The sequence below is a fragment of the Maribacter aquimaris genome (assembly GCF_014596745.1).
In the GTDB taxonomy this organism is placed as follows: Bacteria; Bacteroidota; Bacteroidia; order Flavobacteriales; family Flavobacteriaceae; genus Maribacter_A; species Maribacter_A aquimaris.
This window is the reverse complement of the sequence record NZ_JABTCF010000001.1, coordinates 346,712-372,427: the sequence shown is the minus strand read 5'-3', so window position 1 is coordinate 372,427 and position 25,716 is coordinate 346,712. Positions and strand designations below refer to the sequence as shown.

Annotated in this window: 21 protein-coding genes; 6 read left to right on the top strand and 15 right to left on the bottom strand. The window is 40.8% G+C overall.

The genetic code is table 11. The features are described from left to right. The first annotated feature begins 62 nt into the window (after positions 1-62). Genes HPE56_RS01595 through HPE56_RS01585 form a run of 3 tightly spaced genes read left to right on the top strand, consistent with a single transcriptional unit; the run spans position 63 to position 3,948 of the window. A complete protein-coding gene (locus HPE56_RS01595) occupies positions 63-2,402 on the top strand; it encodes an ATP-dependent helicase (RefSeq protein WP_188242019.1) in 2,340 nt (779 codons plus the stop codon). A 28-nt stretch (positions 2,403-2,430) separates the two neighbouring features. Next, on the top strand, positions 2,431-3,315 hold the full coding sequence (locus tag HPE56_RS01590) for a glycoside hydrolase family 16 protein (protein ID WP_188242018.1): 885 nt from the start codon (positions 2,431-2,433) through the stop codon (positions 3,313-3,315). Positions 3,316-3,327: 12 nt separating this feature from the next. Next, the gene (locus tag HPE56_RS01585) at positions 3,328-3,948 is read left to right on the top strand and encodes an L-threonylcarbamoyladenylate synthase (RefSeq protein WP_188242017.1); all 621 of its coding nucleotides are present in this window, start codon (positions 3,328-3,330) and stop codon (positions 3,946-3,948) included. Between the two features lie 70 nt (positions 3,949-4,018). On the opposite strand, the gene HPE56_RS01580 is transcribed toward HPE56_RS01585, so the two are convergent. The 3 genes from HPE56_RS01580 to HPE56_RS01570 form a co-directional block, all read right to left on the bottom strand. Next, complete coding sequence (locus HPE56_RS01580; RefSeq protein WP_188242016.1) at positions 4,019-4,870, bottom strand: OmpA/MotB family protein; 852 nt, start codon at positions 4,868-4,870, stop codon at positions 4,019-4,021. Between the two features lie 109 nt (positions 4,871-4,979). Continuing rightward, positions 4,980-5,981 (bottom strand): glycosyltransferase family 2 protein, encoded by a 1,002-nt coding sequence (locus tag HPE56_RS01575; RefSeq protein ID WP_188242015.1) that lies wholly within the window; start codon positions 5,979-5,981, stop codon positions 4,980-4,982. A gap of 12 nt (positions 5,982-5,993) precedes the next feature. Further along, positions 5,994-6,440 carry a type I restriction enzyme HsdR N-terminal domain-containing protein gene (locus HPE56_RS01570; protein WP_109650167.1) on the bottom strand — a complete coding sequence of 149 codons (447 nt, stop codon included), beginning with the start codon at positions 6,438-6,440 and terminating at the stop codon, positions 5,994-5,996. Positions 6,441-6,466: 26 nt separating this feature from the next. Between HPE56_RS01570 and holA the strand changes: the two genes are divergently transcribed. Further along, positions 6,467-7,468 (top strand): DNA polymerase III subunit delta, encoded by a 1,002-nt coding sequence (holA, locus tag HPE56_RS01565; RefSeq protein ID WP_188242014.1) that lies wholly within the window; start codon positions 6,467-6,469, stop codon positions 7,466-7,468. Position 7,469: 1 nt separating this feature from the next. Here the strand turns inward: holA and HPE56_RS01560 are convergent, their stop codons facing one another. From HPE56_RS01560 to uvrA, 5 genes are all read right to left on the bottom strand, one after another. Further along, complete coding sequence (locus HPE56_RS01560; protein ID WP_188242013.1) at positions 7,470-7,847, bottom strand: DoxX family protein; 378 nt, start codon at positions 7,845-7,847, stop codon at positions 7,470-7,472. A gap of 234 nt (positions 7,848-8,081) precedes the next feature. After that, positions 8,082-10,496, bottom strand: a complete 2,415-nt coding sequence (locus HPE56_RS01555; RefSeq protein WP_188242012.1) for an alpha-ketoacid dehydrogenase subunit alpha/beta — start codon at positions 10,494-10,496, stop codon at positions 8,082-8,084. A gap of 163 nt (positions 10,497-10,659) precedes the next feature. After that, the gene (locus HPE56_RS01550) at positions 10,660-13,512 is read right to left on the bottom strand and encodes a M1 family aminopeptidase (RefSeq protein ID WP_188242011.1); all 2,853 of its coding nucleotides are present in this window, start codon (positions 13,510-13,512) and stop codon (positions 10,660-10,662) included. Continuing rightward, positions 13,513-14,199 (bottom strand): LOG family protein, encoded by a 687-nt coding sequence (locus HPE56_RS01545; RefSeq protein ID WP_188242010.1) that lies wholly within the window; start codon positions 14,197-14,199, stop codon positions 13,513-13,515. It abuts the gene before it with no gap. Between the two features lie 75 nt (positions 14,200-14,274). Further along, positions 14,275-17,109 (bottom strand): excinuclease ABC subunit UvrA, encoded by a 2,835-nt coding sequence (gene uvrA / locus HPE56_RS01540; RefSeq protein WP_188242009.1) that lies wholly within the window; start codon positions 17,107-17,109, stop codon positions 14,275-14,277. A 114-nt stretch (positions 17,110-17,223) separates the two neighbouring features. On the opposite strand from uvrA, the gene HPE56_RS01535 reads away from it, so the two are divergent. Further along, the gene (locus HPE56_RS01535) at positions 17,224-17,751 is read left to right on the top strand and encodes a hypothetical protein (RefSeq protein WP_188242008.1); all 528 of its coding nucleotides are present in this window, start codon (positions 17,224-17,226) and stop codon (positions 17,749-17,751) included. Positions 17,752-17,763: 12 nt separating this feature from the next. Here the strand turns inward: HPE56_RS01535 and HPE56_RS01530 are convergent, their stop codons facing one another. Further along, entirely contained in the window at positions 17,764-18,423 is a 660-nt protein-coding gene (locus HPE56_RS01530; protein ID WP_188242007.1) for a TIGR03915 family putative DNA repair protein, read from the bottom strand. Between the two features lie 5 nt (positions 18,424-18,428). Then, complete coding sequence (locus tag HPE56_RS01525; RefSeq protein ID WP_188242006.1) at positions 18,429-18,614, bottom strand: hypothetical protein; 186 nt, start codon at positions 18,612-18,614, stop codon at positions 18,429-18,431. Positions 18,615-18,803: 189 nt separating this feature from the next. Between HPE56_RS01525 and HPE56_RS01520 the strand changes: the two genes are divergently transcribed. After that, complete coding sequence (locus tag HPE56_RS01520; protein WP_188242005.1) at positions 18,804-19,565, top strand: XRE family transcriptional regulator; 762 nt, start codon at positions 18,804-18,806, stop codon at positions 19,563-19,565. Between the two features lies 1 nt (position 19,566). Here the strand turns inward: HPE56_RS01520 and HPE56_RS01515 are convergent, their stop codons facing one another. From HPE56_RS01515 to HPE56_RS01495, 5 genes are all read right to left on the bottom strand, one after another. Then, a complete protein-coding gene (locus HPE56_RS01515; RefSeq protein WP_188242004.1) occupies positions 19,567-19,992 on the bottom strand; it encodes a GNAT family N-acetyltransferase in 426 nt (141 codons plus the stop codon). A gap of 459 nt (positions 19,993-20,451) precedes the next feature. Next, on the bottom strand, positions 20,452-21,108 hold the full coding sequence (locus tag HPE56_RS01510) for a lysoplasmalogenase family protein (RefSeq protein ID WP_188242003.1): 657 nt from the start codon (positions 21,106-21,108) through the stop codon (positions 20,452-20,454). A 5-nt stretch (positions 21,109-21,113) separates the two neighbouring features. Next, the gene (locus HPE56_RS01505) at positions 21,114-23,309 is read right to left on the bottom strand and encodes an APC family permease (protein WP_188242002.1); all 2,196 of its coding nucleotides are present in this window, start codon (positions 23,307-23,309) and stop codon (positions 21,114-21,116) included. Positions 23,310-23,388: 79 nt separating this feature from the next. Next, on the bottom strand, positions 23,389-24,096 hold the full coding sequence (locus HPE56_RS01500; RefSeq protein ID WP_188242001.1) for a hypothetical protein: 708 nt from the start codon (positions 24,094-24,096) through the stop codon (positions 23,389-23,391). Between the two features lie 4 nt (positions 24,097-24,100). Further along, positions 24,101-25,699 (bottom strand): phytoene desaturase family protein, encoded by a 1,599-nt coding sequence (locus HPE56_RS01495; protein ID WP_188242000.1) that lies wholly within the window; start codon positions 25,697-25,699, stop codon positions 24,101-24,103. Between the last annotated feature and the right edge of the window lie 17 nt (positions 25,700-25,716).

Below are 25,716 nucleotides of genomic sequence, written 5' to 3'. Positions count from 1 at the left end.
GTTTAGCTTTTTAGGGTCCGGTGAATTAGTGCTAAATTCACCGCACTAAATTCTTGATTGTATTGAAAAATTTTATAGATGAATTAAATGAGGCCCAAAAGGCTCCCGTACTGCATAAAGACGGTCCGTTAATGGTTATTGCCGGTGCCGGTTCTGGAAAGACGCGGGTTCTAACATACCGTATTGCGCACTTAATGGCGCAAGGTGTGGACTCATTTAATATTTTGGCACTGACCTTTACCAATAAAGCGGCAAGGGAAATGAAAAAACGAATCGCTGATATCGTTGGTGATTCGGAAGCTAAAAATCTTTGGATGGGTACCTTTCACTCCGTTTTTGCAAGATTATTGCGTTATGACGGGGATAAACTGGGTTACCCAAGTAATTTCACTATTTACGATACACAGGATTCCCAACGTTTGATAGCTTCCATTATCAAGGAAATGGGATTGGATAAGGATATTTATAAGTATAAACAGATACAGAATAAGATATCTTCATACAAGAACAGTTTGATTACGGTAAAGGCTTATATGCAGAATCCCGAATTGATCGAGTCGGATGCCATGGCCAAACGTCCTAGAACAGGTGAAATTTATGAAGAATATGTAAATCGTTGTTTTAAGGCCGGTGCAATGGATTTTGATGATCTATTATTGCGGACCAATGAGCTTTTGACGCGGTTCCCAGAGGTTTTAATGAAATATCAGGACCGGTTCCGATATATTTTGGTAGATGAGTACCAAGATACCAACCATTCCCAGTATTTGATTGTTAAGGCACTTTCCGATCGGTACCAGAATATTTGCGTGGTAGGTGATGATGCACAAAGTATCTATTCGTTCAGGGGGGCCAATATCAGTAATATCCTAAACTTTCAGCGCGATTACGATAACGTTGGGATGTATCGGTTGGAACAGAATTACCGTTCTACCAAGAACATCGTTAACGCAGCGAACTCCATTATCGCGAACAATAAGAACCAACTTGAAAAAGAAGTATGGACGGACAATGATGATGGTCCGCCTATAAAAATACACCGTAGCATTACAGATGCCGAGGAAGGCCGGTTTGTGGCAGGTTCCATTTTTGAGAACAAAATGCAACAACAGCTGCCCAATGGTGATTTTGCAGTGCTCTATCGCACCAATTCACAGTCCAGATCCATTGAGGATGCACTGCGAAAAAGGGATATTCCGTACCGTATTTATGGTGGACTTTCATTTTATCAGCGGAAGGAGATCAAGGATGTGTTGTCCTATTTACGACTGGTGATAAACCCGAAGGATGAGGAAGCCTTAAAACGGGTCATCAATTTCCCTGCCCGGGGTATTGGTCAGACAACGTTGGATAAATTGGTTGTGGCCGCCAATCATTACGGCCGATCCATTTTTGAGGTTATTGAGAATTTGGATAGGATCAATCTGAAAATCAATGCTGGTACGAAACGAAAACTACAGGATTTTGTCACCATGATCAAGAGTTTTCAAATTATGAACGAAGGTGCCGATGCCTTTGCCCTAGCGGAACATGTTGCCAAAAAAACAGGGATTCTTCTTGAATTTAAAAAGGATGGCACCCCCGAAGGGATTGCCCGAATGGAAAATATTGAGGGATTGCTTAATGGTATAAAGGATTTTGTTGAGGGACAAAAGGAAATTGCCGATGCCAACGGAAATATAGGGGAGTTTTTGGAGGATGTGGCCCTAGCTACAGATTTGGACAATGATACCGGTGATGATGATAGGGTGGCCTTGATGACTATCCACTTGGCAAAAGGCCTCGAATTTCCCTATGTATATATTGTAGGGATGGAGGAGGATTTATTCCCCTCGGCCATGAGTATGAATACCCGCAGCGAATTGGAAGAGGAACGAAGGTTGTTTTATGTGGCATTGACCAGGGCCGAAGAACAGGCCTATTTAACTTATACACAGAATCGATATCGGTGGGGTAAGCTTATCGATGCGGAACCCAGTCGGTTCCTTGAGGAAATTGACGAAAAATACGTGGAGAACCTAACACCGATAGATAAAGGGTATCGATATAAAACATTGATTGATGCCGATATTTTCGGGGAAGTGGATAAAAGCAGGTTACGACAAATAAAACCTAAAACAGGCACACCCCCACCAATAGGCAAGCCCAACGAAAACCAATTGCGTAAGCTAAGAAAGTTGAAACCAGAACTGGCAAAACCTATAGGTAATACAAATGCAATAGATAGTAACCTCAAAGTAGGGGCCATTGTTAACCACACCCGATTTGGGAGAGGGGAGGTCATCAACATGGAAGGTGTAGGAAATGACAGAAAAGCGGAAATAAAATTCGATCAGGGAGATGTGAAGAAGTTGTTGTTGCGTTTTGCTAAATTGGAAGTGATTTCCTCTAAAGGGGATTAAATAATAATGGTTAATAATATACGGTTCAATGAAAAATCATCATTTAGGATATTCTGTTTTGATTTTTTTGGTATTGATGGTTCAATCCTGTAATGAATCCCCAAGCAGTAAGGAAAAGGAACAGGGGAGTGGGGTTCAGCAAGAAGACTGGGATGTAAATGCCCCAGATTATTGGAATCGAGCAACATTGGTATGGAGCGATGAATTTGATGGTAATTCCCTTGCCGATACGGATTGGAAGTTTGAAACCGGACAGCACGGCTGGGGCAATAATGAATGGCAGAACTATGTTGCAAATGACAATGTAGAAATAAGCAATGGCACTTTAAAGATCATTGCCAAGAAAGTTGGGACAGGACAAAAAGTGGGGGATTATACCTCAACACGATTGAACAGTAAGAAATCATTTGTTTATGGCCGAATGGAAATAAGGGCAAAATTACCTGAAGCAAGAGGGAACGGTCTATGGCCGGCTTTGTGGATGCTTGGGGACAATATTTCCACTGTGGGATGGCCTGCTTGTGGTGAAATAGATATCATGGAATATGTAAGTTATGACCCGAACAACGTTCATTTTACCATACACAGTACGGCCAATAACCATGTTGATGGTACGGAGGCCTCTTCGGGACCTGTTGAACTGGAGTCGGCAGAAGAGGATTTTCATAATTATGGGATGCTATGGTCCGAGGAGTATATGAAATTCTATATTGATGATATCGAAAATATTATATTTACCTTTAGGAGGCCAAAGGATTATAATGAAAGTAATTGGCCTTTCTCAAAACCCTTTTACTTTCTTATGAATATTGCTGTAGGCGGCAATTGGGGCGGAAAAGAAGGCGTGGATGATACTATTTTTCCGTCAACTATGGAAATTGATTATGTTAGGGTTTACCAGGTAACCCAATAAAGAAATAGCATTATGGCGGAACTGATCAAAATATACGAAGAGAACCCCAATCCGAAGGAGATAGCAAAAGTAATCAAGGTCCTTCGAAAAGGAGGACTTATCATTTATCCAACGGATACGGTATACGGACTTGGTTGTGATATTACGAACACCCGGGCGTTGGAGAAAATAGCACGGATCAAGGGTGTTAAATTGGCAAAGTCCAATTGGTCCTTTATTTGCGCCGATTTAAGCAACCTTTCCGATTATGTACGTCAGATAGACACTTCAACCTTTAAGATCTTAAAAAGGGCACTTCCTGGCCCTTATACGTTCATTTTACCCGGTAGTTCCAATTTGCCTAAGGATTTCAAGAAAAAGAAAACTGTTGGTATTCGGATTCCGGATAATGCCATCGCCCAGACTTTGGTCAGGGAATTGGGGAATCCAATTGTATCCACATCGATTTATGATGAGGATGAGTTGTTGGAGTATACTACGGATCCCGAACTTATCTATGAAAAGTGGAATAACCTTGTCGATATAGTTATTGATGGGGGGTATGGGGACAATGTCGCATCTACCGTAATTGACCTATCCGAGGAAGAACCCGAAATTCTTAGGGAAGGAAAAGGAAGTATAGATATTTTTTAAGAAATAAAAAGGTATAAAAAAACCGCCCAAACAATATGCTTGGGCGGTTTTTTAGAATTTGTTATGCAATCTAATTATTGATAGCAGGATCTTTCATTCCTTCTTCAATCATACTATAGAATTGATCGATTTTTGGAAGTACCACGATTCGTGTTCTTCTGTTTTTGGATTTTTCTGTTTGTGAAACAGGTACATATTCAGCTCTACCGGCAGCAGTCATACGCTTAGGATCAACGTTGTAATCCTTCTGTAAGATTCGAACAACAGCAGTAGCTCTCTTAACACTCAAGTCCCAGTTATCCAATAAAACACCTTTTCTGTAAGGGACATCATCAGTATGGCCCTCTACCATGAATTCGAAATCAGGCTTGTTGTTAACGACCTGTGCAACCTTACCTAGGACTTGTTTGGCCCTATTGGTTACGTTATAACTTCCGCTACTGAATAATAGTTTGTCGGAAATGGAGACAAATACAACGCCTTTTTCAACGCTGATCTCAATATCCTCATCATCCAAATTACCCAACACACCTTTCAAGCTCTGTACCAAAGCAAGGTTTACAGAATCCCTTCTTGTAATGGCATTTTGTAATTTTCTGATGGTAAGGTCTTTTTCCTGTAAGCTCTCTAGTGATTTTTCAAGGTTTTCCGCACCTTTTGTCGTTAAGGTGGTCAAATTACCCATGTTATTGATCAACTCTTGATTATTCGCCTTTAAGAATGCATTTTGATCCTCAAGGGTCTGCAATCTTGAAGATGCCGTGGCTTTATCCTCCAAACAACTGTTCAATTTAACCGTTGCTGAATTTAATAAATCCTGGGCTTCTTTGTGCTTGGCCTCTAAATCTGAATATTTCTTTTGTGAAACACATGACGATAACAACATAGTTATGCCTAAACAACCTAAAATAATTTTCTTCATAATCTCCGTTATAACTTGTTTTAATTATTGATAAACTTCTTAAAGAATAAAAGGACTAAATTCTGTATCAAAATTATACAATTCGCGTTCTTTGTATCAGCTAAATTAGTTAATCTTTTACTAAAATGTTAAATTTCCTTACTCCATCTACGAAATGGGACCATACTATGGATTTAGTGATGTAGTAATTTTTTAAAAAACTTGATTTCTCCCGTTTTCTATACATCTTCCAAAACTTAGTGTAAAAGCTAAAATGGGCTTTTAGAATGGCTGCACAGTGACTGAATTTAGCTTGAAAGACAAAACGTAGGGCAGCAACGCCATCTAGGAGCAATCGAAATAAAATAATCAATAAGGCTTTGCGTCTGGGTAGGTTCTTTGTTATCGAGAAAAGGGAATTCCTAAAATTCAGGTAAGTCTTTTTAGGATTCATGTTGCTCAGTGTCGAGCCACCTAAATGATATACTTTTGAAGTGCCTACATAATACACCCCATAGCCAATATTCTTGGCGCGCCAACACAGATCAACTTCCTCTTGGTGTGCAAAATATTCCTCATCAAAACCACCCAAGACATGAAATACCTCACTTTTGATGAACATACATGCGCCAGTGGCCCAAAATATCTCACGAATATCATCGTATTGCCCCTCGTCTTTTTCCAGTTCCTGAAAAATACGTCCCCGGCAAAAAGGGTATCCCAATTGGTCTATGAATCCTCCTGCCGCACCAGCATACTCAAAATGATCCTTGCGCATTAGGTCAAGGATTTTTGGCTGTACGATATCGACATTAGGCCTGTTTTCCATAACCTCTTTAATAGGTGCCAACCAATTCGGGGTAACTTCAACATCATTGTTCAATAAGCAAAACACATCGGCCTCTACTTTTTTCAAAGCGTCGTTATAGCCCTTGGCAAACCCTCCATTGGAGGTATTCCTTATGATGTTGATCTGAGGGAAATTGTTGTTTAGGAAATCGATTGAACTATCGGTGGAAGCATTATCGGCCACATAAATATCGGCGCCTTCCGAATATTGTATTACTGAAGGCAGGTATCTTTCCAAAAGAACCTCTCCATTCCAATTTAATATGACTATCGCTATTTTCAAAACGCTTGCAAATTAACGGCTAAAATCAGGAATTTGCTCTAAAAACATATATTTTTCTCTGTCATAGTCCATTTTGCAATAAAAATGCTGCAGGCCATTGGTAACCATTAAGTACGTAGCCCTTAATTGCATGTTGTATCTTGCAATTTGATCAAAAGTATGTTGTGTAATGGCAATTTGTGGGGCTTTACACTCAACTAAGAGGATAATGTTGCCCAAGCTGTCAAAAACAACGACATCATACCTTTTCTTTATTTTGTTTACAGTAACTTGTTTCTCAACATTGATCAGGCTTATTGGATATTTTTTTTCGTGGATCAAGAATTGCACCACATTTTGGCGAACCCATTCCTCGGGTTGCAATACCACGAATTTTTTACGGATGGCATCAAAAATATGGATGTTATTTTCGCTATTTTTGAATCGAAAATCATAGACAGGGAAGTTTAGCCGTTGCATGTGACAAATTTGATGATTTTTTTTGAATGGAAGAAGTAAAACAAATAGTAGCCAATATTCGAAAGGGAAATATTAGTCCGTTATATTTCCTCTTTGGGGAAGAGCCTTATTATATTGATATGATTTCCCAGTTCATTGAGAAAAATGTACTGTCGGAAGAGGAGAAGGGTTTTAACCAAATGGTCCTTTATGGTAAAGACGTCAATATCGATGAAATCGTGGGGCAAGCCAAGCGCTACCCAATGATGTCCGAACGTCAAGTGGTTATCGTCAAGGAGGCCCAGGACCTTTCAAGAACCATTGAGCAACTGATCCATTATGCGGAAAATCCACAACCGACAACAGTACTGGTTATTTGTTACAAGTATAAAAAGTTGGATAAACGCAAGAAGTTATACAAGGTAGTACAAAAAAATGGCGTCTTATTCGAGAGTAAGAAATTATATGAGAACCAAGTTTCCGACTGGATACGGAAGGTACTGCAAAGTAAAGGTTACAGCATCTCCCATAAGGCATCGATATTACTTGTTGAAAATTTGGGAACCGATTTAAGTAGGATCAGTAAGGAATTGGTGAAGCTTACCATGATCCTTCCCAAAGAAAGTCAGATAACCTCTGAAAATATTGAGGAACATATTGGTATAAGTAAAGACTACAATAATTTTGAATTGAAAAAGGCCATCGGGGAGAGAGACGTGCTTAAGGCTTATAAGATAATCAACTATTTTTCCCAAAACCCAAAAGACAATCCGTTTGTATTGACGGTAACCTTATTGCACAGCTTTTTTTCACAATTACTGCAGTATCATGGACTGAATGACCGTTCACCGAAGAATGTGGCCAGTGCCTTAAGGATAAACCCATATTTTGTGGAAGAGTACCAAGTCGCTGCAAGGAATTATCCCATGAAAAAGGTAAGTGCCATCGTTTCCCATTTACGGGAGATGGATCTTAAAGGAAAAGGGGTAGGGGCCAATGCCTTGCCCTCATCGGATTTATTGAAGGAGTTATTGGTGAATATTTTATAAATCACCGCTTGTCAACACTGAATTTTCCAGGTCCTAATAAGATAATCGCTACAAAGAAAACCAAATAAACCAAAGCCATTTCCTTTTTACCAAAAGGGTCGGCCGCATGAACTATGAATGCAGCGACCAACATGGTTATCGCCGGTGGTATGGCCATTAAACGCGTTTTAATCCCTATGATGATTAAAATAGGGCAAAAGAACTCAGCAATTACGGTAAGAAACAAGGAAGGGGTTGCGCCGATTCCGATAGGATCTCCGAATTCAAAATTACCACTTATCAACTTCTGGAACTTGGGAAGACCATGGGTGATCATCATTATTGAAGGAGCTATTCTTAGGAAAGCCAAGCCGATTTGGGAGGTAAGGTTGTTTTTCATAAAGTGTAAAATTTGAAAGCCATTAAAAGTACCAATTTTTTAATTAATCTAAAAGGCGATGTTGGGTTTGGTAAAGGCTTGTGAACAAAAGATTTATGCTAAAACAGAGGATTTTTGGCGTTCCTGGAATCCATTTTTTCGACATTTATTATATTTCTTGCCAAAAAAGTTTTAGATGAAATGGAACATAAAAAAATCCACCGATCGGTGGATTTTTAAAAAGGTAGTATAAGGTTATCTTAATTTAGGATAATCGGAAGGACTGGCTTCATGCATGATGGCATAAACCGTTTCGAAAATATCCTCGGCATTTGGTTTTGAAAAGTAGTCACCATCCGAGCCATATGCTGGTCGGTGTGCTTTACTGGTCAATGTTTGGGGTTGGCTATCCAGATACTTGAATGCACCTTGTTTCTCTACTATTTCGCGTATTAAATATGCTGAACATCCACCTGGTACATCTTCGTCTATAACCAATAGTCTATTGGTTTTTTGAACACTTTTAACGGTATCATGATTGATGTCGAATGGCAATAGGGTCTGGGCATCGATGACCTCGGCATCTATACCTACCTCGGCAAGTTCCTTGGCCACCCTTAACACAATGCGCACTGTAGATCCATAGGAAACCAAAGTAATGTCATTACCGGTTTTTAAGGTCTCGACCACCCCGATGGGGGTACAGAACTCCCCAAGGTTTTCAGGTTTTCTCTCTTTTAAGCGATACCCGTTCAAACTTTCTATGACCAAGGCCGGTTCGTCACTTTTCATTAAGGTGTTGTAAAAACCAGCTGCTTGGGTCATATTCCTGGGCGTCAGAATGTACATACCCCTCAAAAGGTTAATAAGGCCTCCCATTGGGGATCCGGAATGCCAAATACCTTCCAGTCGATGTCCTCTGGTACGCACAATAAGTGGCGCTTTTTGTTTTCCTGAACTTCGGTAAAGCATCGTGGCCAAATCATCGGTTAGCGGAGAAGTGGCATAAAAAATATAATCCAGGTACTGGATTTCAGCTATGGGGCGTAACCCTCTAAGCGCTAATCCTATACCTTGTCCTATAATCGTGGATTCCCGTATTCCCGTATCGGCAACCCGTATTTTCCCATATTTTTTTTGAAGCCCTTCCAAGCCTTGGTTAACGTCTCCTATCGTACCACTGTCCTCACCAAAGACCATGGCTTCTGGATATTTATCGAATAATCTGTCAAAATTATCCCTTAATATAACCCTACCATCAACTTCTTCTAGAATGTCGGTGTTGTAAATGGGTTTGACCGCCGGGATATTGGTGGCCCTATTAGGTTTGTCACTATATAGGTTACTACTGAATTTATGTTGCGACTTGTCGAGAAAATCATTTACCCAATTGACCAAGGCATCCTTTTCTTGGGATTCTTCCCCTATCAGATAGCGTAAGGCTTTTCGGGAAATAACCCCTAAATCCTTCTTAAGGGGTTCTTCTATGGCGATAAGGTCGTTTCTTAACTTGGCTATGAAATTGCGATTGGCACTTTTGCTGGCGACATTGTTCATTAGGTCTAACAGCACTTTTTTCATTTTTTTATGCTGATCCAAAAATTCGGCCCAAGCATCATTTTTTGAAGCCCTTACCTTTTGTCGTATTTCCCGTTCCATTTTGGAAAGTTCTTCGGGTGTTGCAATTCCCGATTCCAAAATCCATTCCTTAAAACGTTTATTACAGTCATTGTCCTTTTCCCATTGAAGGCGTTCAGCGCTTTTATATCTTTCATGTGAACCGGAGGAGGAGTGGCCTTGAGGCTGTGTCAGATCCGTTACATGTATGATTACGGGTACATGTTGTTCCCTGGCGATATCCGAAGCGTTTTCATATACATGCATCAATGCCGTATAGTCCCAACCCTTTACCTTTAACAATTCATATCCTGCGTGATCTTCATCCCTTTGAAATCCGGATAACAGTTTCGAAATATCCTCTTTGGTCGTGTGGTATTTGGCCGGTACGGAAATACCATATTCATCATCCCAAACGCTCACGATCATAGGGACTTGAAGTACACCACCTGCATTGATCGTTTCAAAAAATAATCCTTCACTTGTACTGGCGTTCCCTATTGTACCCCAAGCGACCTCATTGCCCTTGTCAGAGAATTTGGTGGCATCTACGCCAGTCAAATGACGATATACCTTGGAAGCTTGGGCCAGTCCAAGTAATCGCGGCATTTGGCCTGAAGTACAAGAAATGTCGGCACTACTGTTTTTTTGTTGTGTTAGGTCTTTCCAAGAGCCATCTTCGTTTAAGCTAAAGGTCATAAAATGGCCACCCATTTGCCTTCCGGCACTCATGGGTTCCTTGTTGATGTCCGTAGTGGCATAAAGACCATGAAAGAATTCCTTGGGGCTAAGCAGTCCCAACGCCATCATAAAGGTCTGGTCGCGATAATAACCACTTCTAAAATCCCCATTGCGAAAAGCTCGAGCCATGGCTAATTGGGGTAATTCCTTACCATCTCCGAATATACCGAACTTAGCCTTCCCCGTAAGTACTTCTTTTCGCCCTAAAAGGCTACACACCCTACTCATGAAGGCTATTTGGTAATCTTGTAGGATCTGGGTTCTAAAATCATCAAAAGAAATATCTGTACTTGTTTTTGGAGAGATGTCCATATACTGTGGTTTGACTTTTTACAAAAGTACCAAACGACTTGCGATTTTGCAATTGATAAATAGGTTAAAATATTTAACAATTATTAATAAATTTTGTAAATAAGTAGGTAATATTTCTGATTTGAAAAAATATTGGCTTAATAATTGGGGATATGGCAAGGATTTAGAACCATTTTCTCGTAAACAACCCTGTCAGTGTCTTAGGGCTAAGGGTAACTATGAATCGTATTTTCTCCTCATAACTGGGTTGGGATACTTCCCATCCATTATTGGAGTACAATGGGAAATAGAGTTCAAAATAATCAGTGACCAAATTTAAGCGAATACCCGAGTCGTAGACCAACCGCTCTTTTGTCTCCTTTCTTTTTATAAACCCGAAATCACTGTAGAATTCAATCCAACGCCAAACATTGATGCTGGTATTTACGGTAGCCATCCAGTTATTCGAGAATGGGTTGTCCAATTTTGACTTAAACCCGCCTTCTGCGATAATGATTTGTTGACTGTAAATGCCCGTCTCTTCAGATCGCCCCAAGTAGCTATAATCGAAGAGGTAATCATTGGGCCTGTCAAGGGCAAAGTCGAAAAACTTGATGTTGGGTTGTATGGTGTTGTTCAGGAACTTACCTGCGAAAAACCTAAAATTGAATTGCCTATTGTTCTCAAACAATTTACGATACTCGAGTTCAAAAGAAAGTTTGCTAAAGTCTTTACTATATTGAGCATCTGCGAACCAAGAAAAATAATCGACTATACCATTGTCCCTATGGGTGAAACGTGCGTTTAAAACGCTGTAATCGGGGTCTGTTTCGACATTTTCAAGGTTTTCATCCAGACTTCGGAATACATTGACGTGGCGTATACTCAGGAAATCCCTTTTGTTCGATCGTAGGTCGTCAGGGCGCCATCCAAAACCTATCGAAGGGGTAATGGTCGTATATCTTGAATTCGCCTGATAATGTGATGTTGAGCCCCTTAGGCCGTAATTGGCCACATAAAGGCCGCTTTTGCTTAAATATTTACGGTAGTTGAATTTACCGAACCCGACCAAAGCCTTTTCCTTAATGGCATACGAGGGAGCAAAGTCGTAAACGAAGGGTTTTTCCAAAAAGGTTTTGTTGTAGATCCGCATACCGGGAGACCAACCGTCATAAATATTGAAATTAAGGACGGGAACATAGAAGACTTGATTGTAATAAGGGTCTTCGGTATCCTTAAAAAACCGAAATTGTAATTTTTTGTTGCTCGAAAAAAATCCTTTCAATGATTTCCAGTTATCCCTTTCATTGAATTCAGGTATTTTGTGGTCGTAGTTCAAGACCATTCGTTCTTCCTCGCCTCGTGGAATGGTAAAGGTTTTCTCGGATGTAATATCGGTAAACCAGTATTTGGAAATAACAGTATCGTTCTTGATGCCAAAAAGGGAAATGGGAACATTCGTCCCTTCCTTATTCTTGAGTGTGATTCTTAAGGAATCATCCAATTTGGTGATTTTTTTTATTTTGAAATCTATCTTTTTGGATGTTGAGAGGTAATCCCTGAAAAACCAATCAATATCAGTATCGGTCGATCGTTTTAAAATGGATTCGAAATCGATTACTTTGGCGGAATTCAAGGAATAATGCTTGAAATAGGTTTTGATACTTTTATCGATCTTGTCCTTTCCAATGTAATCGGCCAAATAGGATAAACCCATACCGGCCTTATATTTATTGGCAATTTTTTGATTGAATTTTATAAGGGAGTCATTCGGTGTCCTAAGGGGTTGGTCCAGATTTTTCCGGGCCGTGAGCATATACAGAAATGGATATTGTTCGTTAAAGTCCATTTTCGCCAAATTAAACCCGCGTATACCCCACATTTTCGATAGTTTACCCAAGAGTTTTTGGTTGGGATAATACTCTTCCACATAATCTATCATTAGGTAATTGGCAATGGCATCCTTTAACCATTGTTCTTTTCTGGGATCGAGGTATAGGGTTTCTTCCAGGAACTTGTTCAATGCCGTTTTCAGGAATTTCATTTCAAACTGAAATTGCTCTTCATAAGGCCTTATAAAATTCGGTAATTGGCTTATACCATATAAAGGACTCTTATTGTAATTTTTTTGGCTTACCAATAGTTGTGAATGGGGGTATTTGCCAAGATTATCATATATGAATTTGGATATCTTGTCTATTGAAATACCTTGGGATATTGCATCATATTTGGGTGAATGCAAATCGGTGACCACGGTCATATAGGGCGTTACATGTGTCTTGAATTTTTGGAACGGACTCAGGATGATCTCACAATTCTTTTGCTTTAAGGCTTCGAGCTGGGTTTGTTTGCCGTTAGAAAAATTGGAAGTGCCAAGGTTTCTGTAATTGGTGGTTAGGTAAAGTTTCCTAGGGTATTGGAAACTAACCCGGGTTGTGGTAATATCGGTATATAAATCCTCGAGATCCTTGTTGGAATACAAATGCCATTTGCCATTATTGAAAACGGCAGGGGACAAATACCAATCTTTTAAATAGTACTCATTCCTGTTATTGTAACCATATGATGTATACTTGTCTGGAGGTAATTTAACAGTGTAGGTCATATAGAGCTGAACCTGGTCACCCGGTTTTAGGGGTTTATTCAGGGCAATCTTTAGAATGTCCTTTTCAGCTGTCCGCTCCCAGTTCAACCCCCTGTACTCGTCATCCACGGCACTTAGAATGGTGGTTTTGCCACGTTCCTGGTCTTTTGCCAAGTGGAGGCTTTTTTTGAATTCCTGCGCAAATCTTTTGGCAAGACCTGTGTTTTTGTCTGAGTAGGCGTGTGCCCAATCATTGAAATAGAGTACATCCAACGTATACTTTGAAGAATTCTTATAAATGAATTCTTGCTGTATGTTCAATTCCTTGGTATCCCCGTTCAACCTAACGGATAGGGTGTTCACATGCTGGCAATGCGCATATTGAAACCCTAGTAGAAAGGTTGTAATACCCAAAAGGAAATTATGATATACTTTCTTTTTCAATGATCCCATTTAGAAATTTGGGCTTAAAGAACGGCCTTTGTAGAAAGAATCAAGGATATCAACAACTTCATCCGCTGTATCGACCATTTTTATAAGGTCTAAATCCTTCTCACTAATATTTCCGGCTTTTAGCATCGTGTCTTTGACCCAATTGATTAATCCTCCCCAAAACTTGGAACCCACTAAGATAATAGGAAATTTTTCAATTTTGTTGGTTTGTATCAAGGTTATGGCTTCAAATAACTCGTCCAAAGTACCAAAACCCCCTGGCATAACCACAAAACCTTGGGAATACTTTACGAACATTACCTTTCGAACGAAGAAATAATCAAAATCAAGACTTTTATCACTGTCTATATATGGATTGTCATGTTGCTCAAAAGGAAGGTCTATATTCAGTCCAACGGAAGTACCTCCTGCCAAATGGGCCCCTTTGTTACCTGCTTCCATTATTCCTGGTCCACCACCGGTAATAACCCCATAGCCGGCCTCAGCGATTCTTTTCGAAATATCGACGGCAAGTTGGTAAAATTCCATATTCTCCTTGGTCCGAGCAGAACCAAAAACAGAGACACAAGGTCCAATTTTACTCATTTTCTCAAAACCACTGACAAATTCACCCATGATTTTGAATATGGCCCAGGAATCGTTGGTCTTGATTTCATTCCAACCTTTAAAATGTTGCTCTTTTCTCATTGTATAACTTATGTTTTATGATGTATTTCATTCGATTTAATAATGCTTTACCATTACTAATCGTATTGATCACAATTATAAACCCAATTCAGGTCTTAAAAATTGTGCGGTGTAACTTTTTTGGTTTTTACAGATTTCTTCGGGCGTGCCTTCGGCAACGACCATTCCTCCACCACGACCACCTTCGTATCCTATATCGATGATATGGTCGGCCATTTTAATGACATCCAGATTATGCTCGATCACCAAGACGGTATTCCCCTTGTCTACGAGTTTGTTCAGTACTTCCATTAAGACCCTTATATCTTCAAAATGTAGCCCCGTGGTTGGCTCGTCCAAGATATAAAAAGTATTGCCAGTATCCCGTTTTGAAAGTTCGGTTGCCAATTTTATCCGTTGGGCCTCTCCACCGGAAAGAGTGGTGGATTGCTGCCCTAGTGAAATATAACCTAATCCCACATCTTGAATGGTCTTTAGTTTTCTGTGGATTTTGGGGATCAATTCAAAAAAATCGACGGCATCGTTTATGGTCATTTCCAAAACATCGGAGATTGATTTCCCCTTATATCGTATTTCCAGGGTCTCCCTATTAAAACGCTTGCCATTACATGTTTCGCATTCGACATATACATCCGGTAAAAAGTTCATTTCAATTACCCGGAGACCACCACCTTGACAAGTTTCACACCTACCACCTTTGACATTAAAACTAAACCGTCCTGGCTTATAACCTCTTATGGCTGCCTCTGGGGTTTTTGAGAAAAGGGAGCGTATTTCACTGAATACGCCTGTATATGTGGCTGGGTTGGACCGGGGGGTGCGTCCAATCGGACTTTGGTTGATGTCTATGACTTTATCGATGTGCTCTAGCCCTTTTATTGATTTATAGGGCATGGGCTTACGAACGCCATTAAAATAATGTGCGTTCATAATAGGGTAGAGGGTTTCATTGATCAATGTGGATTTGCCACTGCCTGATACCCCGGTTACCCCGATCATTTTGCCTAAGGGAATACGAATACTTACGTTCTTTAAATTATTCCCTGTACAACCCGATAGTACAATGTTTTTACCATTCCCTTTTCTGCGTTTTTTGGGTATGGCTATTGTTCGCACCCCCGTAATGTAATCGGCCGTTAACGTGTTGTGGTGTTTTAGTTCCTCAGGGGTACCTTGTGATATGATTTCACCTCCATGATGACCGGCTTTTGGTCCGATATCGATAACATGATCGGCCCTTTCGATCATATCGCGGTCGTGTTCCACCACAATGATTGAATTTCCTATATCCCGAAGGGCTTCCAAGGAGCTTATCAATCGGTTGTTGTCCCGTTGGTGAAGGCCAATACTCGGCTCATCCAATATATAAAGTACACCGACCAATTGAGTCCCTATTTGGGTAGCCAAACGAATACGTTGCGCCTCGCCCCCAGAAAGTGATTTGGAACTGCGGTCCAAGGAAAGGTAATCCAAACCGACATCCAATAAGAACTGGATCCTGGTTTTGATCTCCTTGATGATTTCCTCGGCAATCTTAAGCTGGTTGCCTTTTAATCTCTTTTCCAATCCGTTGAAAAAATCAGCGACTTCAGCAATATCCATATGGGATATTTCGGCAATGGTTTTCTCTTCAATCTTAAAATTCAACGATTCTTTGCGTAACCGTGTACCGTTGCAGGTGGGACAGGTAATCTTGTCCATATACTCCTTGGCCCATCGTTTAATGGAAGTGCTATCAGATTCTTCGAACTGGTTTTTGATGAAGTGCGATATGCCTTCGTAATCGATCTTATAATTGCGTTTTACGCCCAAGGTTTTCGATTCGATATCAAAACTATCCTTTCCTCCATGCAATAAAACATCAATGGCTTCATTGGGAATTTTATCAATGGGGTCTGATAGTTCAAAATCATAACGTTTGGCTATGGTTTCGATTTGTTTGAATGCCCAAGACTTCTTGTACGGCCCTAAGGGGGCAATACCACCGGCATGGATAGAAAGTTTTTTATTTGGGAAAATCTTCAACTCATTTACCTCGTATACGTGACCCAAGCCGTTGCATCGATTGCACATGCCCTTGGGTGAATTGAAGGAAAAGGTGTTGGGTTCGGGCGTTGGATAGGAAATACCTGTTGACGGACACATAAGGTCACGACTGAAATACCGAGGTTCTTTGGTACCTTCCTCCAAAACCATCAATACATTATCACCACTATACATAGCGGTATTCAAGGATTCGGTTATTCGTTTGTCCAATTCCGCGTCCTCGGAGATTTTTAGGCGATCTATGACAATTTCAATATCATGGGTCTTGTAACGGTCGACCTTCATTCCCTTGACAATATCCTTGATTTCACCATCTACACGGACCTTTACGAAGCCTTGTTTTGCGATTTGCTCAAACAACTCCCGGTAATGTCCTTTTCTCGATTTGATGATTGGGGCGAGAATATTAATTCTTTTGCCATCATAATCCGTTTTTATGAGTTCTTTGATCTGCTCATCGCTATAACTGACCATTTTCTCTCCAGTATTATAGCTATAGGCATCTCCAGCACGGGCAAAAAGCAACCTTAGGAAGTCATAGATTTCCGTAATGGTGCCCACTGTGGATCTCGGTGATTTGGAGGTGGTCTTCTGTTCAATGGCTATAACAGGGGAGAGTCCATCGATCTTATCGACATCGGGCCGCTCAAGTCCACCCAAGAATTGTCGGGCATAGGCCGAAAAGGTTTCGATGTACCTACGCTGACCTTCGGCATAAATAGTGTCGAAGGCAAGTGATGACTTACCACTTCCGGACAGACCGGTGATGACCACCAATTTCTCCCTGGGTATCGTTACATCTATATTTTTGAGGTTGTGCACGCGTGCTCCTTTGACCTCGATATTTTCCTCGTAGTTTGTCATCCTTTTATGGCAAAGTTGCAAAGGTACGGTTTTGCCCTATTAAATGGAAGCTGCCGAAGTTTTGATTTATCAATCCTGAAAGTTATTTTTGATTTAAAATTCATCATTTTTATTATGAAATTATTAGGCATAGGTTCTAGGATCGAGCATCCTGAATTGGGTAAAGGGGTTGTGACCAACCTTACCTCACAACAGTATTGGGTAACTTTTATCGATGGCGGATTGGAAACTATTGATATCGATTCGCAATTTGATGTTATAGAAGCTGTTACCGATGAAGTGGACACGGTTAGCTTTTCTGATGTTGAGTTAAGTTTGATATCGATTTTGAGAAAGTGGAGCGATATCAATAATGCGACAGCTTTGGCCAGTAAATGGAAAGGCGGCTCCTTGGTCCTCAAACCTGGTGAGGCCAGTCTTTCGGATAAGGAAATACCCATAGATACCTTCTTTCATAAAATTGTTATGGTGCGGGACAGGATTCGGGTGATGGAACAAAAGATAAACGCCAGCAAGAATTTGGATGACCAGGAAAAAGTTGATTTACAGCAATATATAACCCGTATTTATGGTAGTTTAACCTCTTTTAATGTGCTTTTCCAAAATAAGAGCGACCATTTTGTTGGGGATAGGACCAAGTGATTTTGACGGTTATTACATGGCCATCCTGTAGCTTGTCTCTAAATAAGGATTGGCATGTATTTTACCCATTAAGTAGCTCTCCTTGGTTTCCCTTGAAATAATTTCTAGGGAAATGCCATTGTAATATACACCATATTGGCGTTTGTTATCATAGATGATCCAATGTTGTTTCGGGTATTTATACCTAAAATGTCGGGAGATGAGGGGTAGTATATTGAAACTGGGTTCCAATTCAGCATAATATATGCAAACATCGTCCTTTTGAAAATCCACAGTGCTTTCAGTATACGATTTCTCCCTGTTCACTTGCAATGCCAATTTGGAAATTTTGGTTTCAATCAATGCGGATTGTTCCAAATCGTGGACATTCAGCATGCCGTATAATTTCCTGACATATTCGTAAAGCATAAAATCAATCCCATCAGCCTCACTCAAAAAGGCAAAATAAATCCTTCGAATGGCCGTGTGACTTTTCTTTTCGAGGCTTTTCCAAATGGATTCCGCCTTGGTCTTATCGGTGGTAATGACCAGCTGGTCCATAAAAAGTCCTTCTTGCTTGGTTTTGTTTTTTTGGAACCCCATTACTTCTATATTGTTTTCAAGTGCAATATGTAAGGAAGTAAGAAAACCATTGAAACTCCCATCATAGATTAATACCCTAGAATTCTCCATAATTTTTAAAATAAGCTTAATTGAACGCTGTTTCTGGCAAATCGATCTTTATCGACACCCTTTTTGGCCAATACGGGCCGGGTGTTCGTTCGGGCCAAAATAATATTGACCATCTTGTTTCCACTAAGGACCTCCCTTGTGCCTGCTTGGGCGAAAAAACCAAGTTTGTCCTGAATTGTAGTATTTGTCATCTTGCTATTGGTATATAATCCAAAAATATGGAATAATTCCTAATTATGGAAATATTCCAATAATATTTTGGATATATTCCTAAATATGTATCTTTGGGAAGTGAAAACCAATATAGCCCCTCGAGCGCAGTCGAGAGGTAGTACTATTCATTGATTTAGGTCTCGACTGCGCTCGACCGGACAGGGATTATGGAAAATGAACTTATATTAAAACGGTTTACCGAGGTTCGAAGGACCTTGGGGTATACGCAGGCCGAATTTGCAAAGGTTTTGGGTATTAGTAGTACAACGGCGGATATAGAAAGAGGGAGGACAAAATTATCGGGTAGGGTAGTTGCCGAGCTTTTGAAACAATTCAAGATAAACCCCTTATGGTTGTTTGGGGAAAGTGGGATGCAGTATTTGGAGACTTCCAACACAAGTGTGATTCCTAAGGTCGTTACCGTGGATTCCTCGGATAATGAAAATATGGTATTGGTAAATGCGAAGGCTGCCGCAGGGTATCCGCAAAACATACAGGATACGAGTTGGTATAAGCAATTACCGGCATTTGATTTGCCGTTGCCGGAATTCAGGAATGCCACGTATAGGGGTTTTCAGGTTGAGGGTGATAGTATGTTGCCTAATTTGAAACCGGGGGAATGGGTTTTGGCCAAAGCGGTTGAGGATATTTCACATGTAAGTCCCAATAAAATTTATGTGGTGGTTTTGCAGGATGCTGTCTTGGTCAAGAAAATCGAAAAGGCCCCTGCTTCCAACAATATCACTTTAATATCCTTGAATGAAACCTATCCACCTTACGAAATTGAACCGCAACAGGTGCAGGAAATATGGCAGGTAAACAGTAAGATAACCTTTGGGATAGATGCCACTACGGAAAAGGGACTATTACGACAATTACAAGAGTCCATGGAGGAATTGAAAAATCAGTTCAACCAAGGTAGAAACTAACTTATAGCTTCAGGGTGTACATGCCGCTGTTCTTTAGATTGAAACCCAAACTGGTGTATAGGGCAATGGCCGGTTTTCGATGGTGTCCACTGAAAAGCAATATTTCGGACAGATGAAGGTTTTGCCCTTCCCGAATAAGGAGCTCCATTAACTTTCTGCCAAGCCCTTTGCCTCGATATTCCTCTAATAGTACCACATCCTCGACCATTCCTTTATAGCCCGAGATGACCTTATAGGTTGCCAAGGTAGCCATTCCTACCAATTTTTCGTCCTCCCAACAGCCTGCAAAGATGAATTCGTTGCCTTGTGCCATTACTTGGGCTATATCCCGTTGTACTATGTCAGCGCTCAATACTTGAAACAGGTCATGGACCTGCTTACTTAAATCAGGGGTTATATCATCTTTTTGTAAAATACGTAATGTCATAGGAGTCTTCTTTTATAGGTTTAAAAATAGCGAATTTTTAGGGATTCTTTTATTGTGGGTTATTGTTATGTAGTTAAACCCGGCAAAAATGTATTGTATGGTTATTTTAATCGGCTTAATGCGATTTCTCGGTCGTACCTCCTTCGAAATGACGTTTTGGTCCTTCCGACAAAGCGATAGGGTCGAGGGACTCCCATTCTGCTGGTGGACTACAATGTAAAGCATGGTTATTTTAATAGGCTTAATGCAATTTCCCAGTCGTATCTCCTTCGAAATGACGTTTTGGTCCTTTCGACAAAGCGATAAGGTCGAGGAATCACATCCTGCTATTGGGCAAAAAATTAATGTATGGTTATTTTAATCGGCTTAATGCGATTTCTCAGTCGTACCTCCTTCGAAATGACTGGCGAGGTTATTCCAACCACGGCACGCCCTATAACACCCTGCATTTTTTTGATGCTAATTGCACTTGCTTTTATTGTACAGGGCAATGGTAATAGCAATTTGGGCAAGATAATAAGTGGGCAAAATCAGGACGTTCAATGCATCATAATGCACGAATTCCTTAAAGGAGATAATAGTATCAGAAAATAAAACCAATGCGATTCCAAAAACGTAGGGCAGTTTTATTTTAGGTAAAGCTTTAATACCCATTGCAGCACCCAAAGAAACACAGGATACAATCAAGTAAAACAATACCGTAACCATAAGGCCTTTATCGGGAATGTTCGGGTAAAGCGAAAAGTAAAAGAAAATCAAAAACGCAGTTGTGATTAAAAGGGTATACCTCCATCGTATGGTACCGTTGAGTAAGGAAAAAATCAAATAACCAATATGCGCCAATAAATACAGGGAAATACCAATAACGAACATGGAGTTGTTTCCGTTCATGTGCGATAGGTAGTAATCCCCGATCATAGAACTGACAAAAGCGAGAATAACGACCCATACATCAAATGCGCTCCTTAATTTTTTGGAAAATGCAATCAATAGGATTATCGCACCAATGGCGGCAACACTTATCTTAAAAATGAACACGTCCGTCGCAGTGGCTATTATCGCTGAAATTACCTGGGCCAACACCAATATGCTAAACCACTGTTTTGTTGGATTCATACCCATTATTTTTCGGTTGCTTTGCTTTGTGACAAGTCCAGATCCAATTCATTGAAATTATGGGAGGCCTTTACAAGTAGTGTGGAACCGATAGTTTGGAATAAATGGTTGGTCCTCATTACAAATTCAGCCTGTTTTTCAATTTTGTAATCGGGAATGCCCACTAAAGTTAAGTCGGTTGAGGAGGACTCCTCGGCGATTATATCATAAAACGGTTTTTGTTCCACGGCATTATTAATGATTTTGATCTGTACCTTCACCCGAAGGTCTTCCACTAATTTAGCGATCTTATCATGGATCAAGTCAACGGCAACATTATTGTTGTTTACGAAAAGAACCCTGATATCCGGATTATCCCATCGGGGTGAAGCGATAATGAATCGGGCGATATTAAGCATCATTTCCGCATTTTTGCTATCGGTTTCTCGCCACCAAAAATCCACAGAACCATAGTTTCCGAATTTTGCTTTCCGGTCAAAATCCAAATACAACAGGTTATAGTCCAAATGCAGGAGTGTTTCTGTCATTTTGGAATATTCTATTGAATTTTCCAACCCTTTGGGCCAACCCATCATTATGGTATTGGGTTCGACCCCTGAGAAACCAAAGGTGGAAGCGATGTTGGTAATACCCGAATAAATATTATCAATCTTAATTTGTCTGGCGAAGATACCCAGTTCTTGAAAGTTTTCATCCCGTATCGTTTGTTCGGTCTTGCGCAGGGGAATGTTGTTTTCGGTATCAAGAATAAGTTTGAAATTAGTCACTATTCCAGTTCTGCCAGAAACTGTTTTTCCCAATTCGAGCAAATACTTTTGATGGTCGCTCTTACCGCTAAACAGAATTATATTGGGGTTCCAATTTGTGTTTTGGTATTCTTTGGCATCAATTTTCTTTAGTCCTTTGTTGACGACATTTTCCCAGACACTGCCCCAAACGTCGTTGGACTGTATTTTTACTTCTTTCCGTTGCAAGGCATAGTATAATACCGTTATCACGACAAGGGCCGCTATCATAGCGGTCATGTCCAATTTGAACATGACTGAAAAACAGGCGATAAAACCAAGCAGTCCGATCCACCGTTTGATCTTAAAGCTGGGTTGAAAATCCGGATTGGCCCAGCTTTCGAGGAAATATGAAATATTGATAAAGCCATATGCGGTTAAATAGAACATGGATACCACGCGGGCAATAACATCCAATTCCCCAATTAGAATACCTGCCTCAGCAATTACAAAAACCAGGAAAAGGGCGTTGATAGGTTCGTTGTTGCTGCCTCGTCCCTTTCCGAAGATCCTAGGGGTGACCTTGTCGATAGACATGGCTTGTAAAATCCTGGGACCTCCTAGAATGCCGCCTAATGCAGAGGAGAGCGTAGCTCCCCAGATGCCTGCAACCACGACAGGGGCGAATAGGGCTATTTTCATTAGGATATTATAATCCGACCTTAAAATATCAGGTCGAACGGTAAAAGATATAAATACGGCTAAAACGATATAGACGATGAGTCCTGTTGCGATGGCGGCAAGGGTGCCGATGGGTATTGATTTTTTGGGGTCCTTCAGGTCGCCACTCATGGCTATACCTGCTGTGAAGCCCGTAACGGCTGGAAAAAAAACAGCGAAAACAACTTCCAAGGAAACAGAATTCTCATTGGAAAACATGGCCACCGAATGTGGGGCCAATTCCGTGGTTCCGAAAAAAATGGAAATTAAGGATAATGCTATGGCCGCCAATATAAAAAATTGGGCTTTAAGGGCCAAGGATGTACTGATCATTGCCAATACGGTCAAAGCCAAAAGGGCTATTGTTCCCGTAATCCGAAAATCGTCTACTGTCGTTCCAAAACCGAAATACGAATTGAAGCTTTCTGAAAAACCGATAAGATATAAGGCAATGGAAAAAGCGGTACCTACATATAGGGCAATACCGATAGACCCGCCAATGGGAATGCCCATACTTCTTGAAAGCACATAATAGATGCCCCCGGCTCCGATTTTTTTATCTGTAGCAATGGACGAAACGCTTAAGCCAGTGCTCACGGCAATCAGATGGGCGATGAGTATGATCCCCAAGGTACCCAAGAGTCCGGCATTGCCAACTACCCAGCCCAGCCGCATGTACATGATGACCCCTAGGATGGTGAGGATAGACGGTGTGAAAACACCTGCAAAGGTTCCGAACTTCTTTTTTTCCGGCATTCGATTGTATTGTTTGCTTCTGGGATATAAAAATAACGTCTAGGATAGTGTTAAACTAAATATCTGATGGATATTCACTTTAATTGTAACCTTTTACATTGCCCATGTCAATAGTCATTGGTCCTAACTGGTGTGTTTTGGGTAGAAAGGCACCACTTTCTGTCAATTGCCAATCATCCCAGGTTGCCTTCATGCCACCCAAGGGAATAATGCTGACCCACATTTTAAAACTTTTAGGGAAACCGTTGGGCTGTAATTCCCATAAATAAGAATCCCCAGGTGTGCTGCCCCCTGAAGTGTAAGAAACCAATAGGGCTTCAGAGCCATCATCCATATTTACTAGGCTACGGACAACCCCTTTGTCGAAGACCTTGAAAGGGGCCACAAGCCAAAATGAATCATTGTTGAACATTGAAATTGATTTTTCAATGGTCGATTTACGTTTTTTCATGTCGGAAATCACTTCACCGGCTTTTGTCACTTGGCTCTTTTGGGGATTATTAAGATTCAGGTTTACGGTGGTCTCGTCCCAAGTGACACTGACTTTACCCAATTCCTTGTCCCACTTGTACCTGTGTTTTCCATCTCGGAACGACCATTCGATATAACGGGTATGGCTGTAAGCTTTTCCGTTCACGGCATTTACCATTTTATGGGCCAAGGCATCCGCTTGCGCACCAGGTTGTCCTATGGGTACGGGTTCATTATAAATTAAATAGATGGCAAAGGCTCCGACCAAAAAAATAATGGATAGTACAAGGCCAATTTTTAAAAGTTTTTTGATCATTGGGTTATGTGGTCTTTTGCATTGCTTTTTTAATGATATTCTTTTTCGTGATTGCCGATGCGGTCAATACCCCTGCGAATAGGGCACCTGCCACTCCTGCCGTAACAATATCCTGTCCGGTTAAAAAGAAATTCTTGATTGGGGTGCCCGGTTTCAGGAATCTCTGTCTAAAGCGTTTGGGTGTATGGTCTATGCCGTAAATTTCCCCTTGGTCATAATTTACAAAGTGTTTTGTGGTTAGGGGGGAGGAAAGCTCATAATAATCCACATGACCCCTTAAGTGGGGTAGTTGTTTGTATAGGGCTTCCAACAGTCTTTGTGCGGTTTTTTCTTTGCGTTCTTCGTAATCCGTACCCCGTTTCATCCATCGTGTGCCTTCCCATTTGGCATAATTTTCATAAGGCTCTATGGTGATGATGTCAATAGTGCTTTTTCCAGGGTAGCGATTGGACCAATCCGGGTCTTTTGCTGAGGGAAAGGATATGTATATAACCGGTAAGGGGGCTTCATTGTCCTTTAGGAAATTATCCACGATGGTGTCATGGTCCTCGGTCCCTTCAGGATAAATCCATAAATTGGTTTTGGGTAATTTCAATTCTTCTGGTGAGCCCTCCAATCCAATATAAAGGCATGCATGGGATACGGAACGTTGTATATGCCTTAATTGTTCGTCTAAGTTGTGTTTTTTCCGAATGGCGTCGGGCAATAGTTTCTTGTAGGTCGTCATAATTCCGGCCCCGCTAATAATGTGCTTGGCATGTAGGGTTTTTCCATCCGCCATTAATACACCGGTCGCTGTATTGTTTTCGATCAGTATTTTGTCCACTTCGGCATTGATCAGAATGGTACCACCGGATTTTTCGATGACAGGAGCGATGGTTTCGATAATTTGCGATGAACCTCCTATCGGAAAACTCCCGCCGCTGAAATAATGTCTAACCAGGGCGGCATGCATTGAAAAGCTACTCTTTTTTGGGGGTAATCCATAATCTCCATATTGTCCGGTCAGTACTTTGATGAGTTCTTTGTTGTTGGTCAACCGACTCAATACATCATAAGTGGTCTGGTCGGAGAATTTAAGATATGGCTTGCGCATCCTCTTGCCTATAAACTTGGAAATTAGGGGAGGCAAGGCCTTTTCGGCAAAAAAACTTCGGGCTGTCTTGGTACTGGCAAAAACCATATCGATATAGTCGTCAATGGCCTTTTGCTCTTCGGGAAAGTATTCGGATAGTTGTTGTTTGAAGTTTTTGACGCCCTTTACAAAATCGAAGGATTTGTCCCCAATGATGATACGGTCATAGACTTCTCCCATATCGGCCCATTTTAGGTTACCGTCACTGATATAGTCAAATAATAGTTTTGTGACGCTATTGGCGCGTTGCACTTCCCCAATGTAATGGATACCCACATCCCACTCATAACCTTTACGCTTAAAGATATGGGTGAAGCCGCCTGCGGTATAATGACGCTCTAAAATCAATACTTTTTGCCCTTCTTTCGCTAGAATCGCAGCAGTTGCAAGACTTCCCATACCTGAGCCTATGAGGATGGCGTCATAATGGGTGGCCAATTCGGGTTTTCTTTTATAGGACTGGATCATTTTATTGTGGTTGTTTA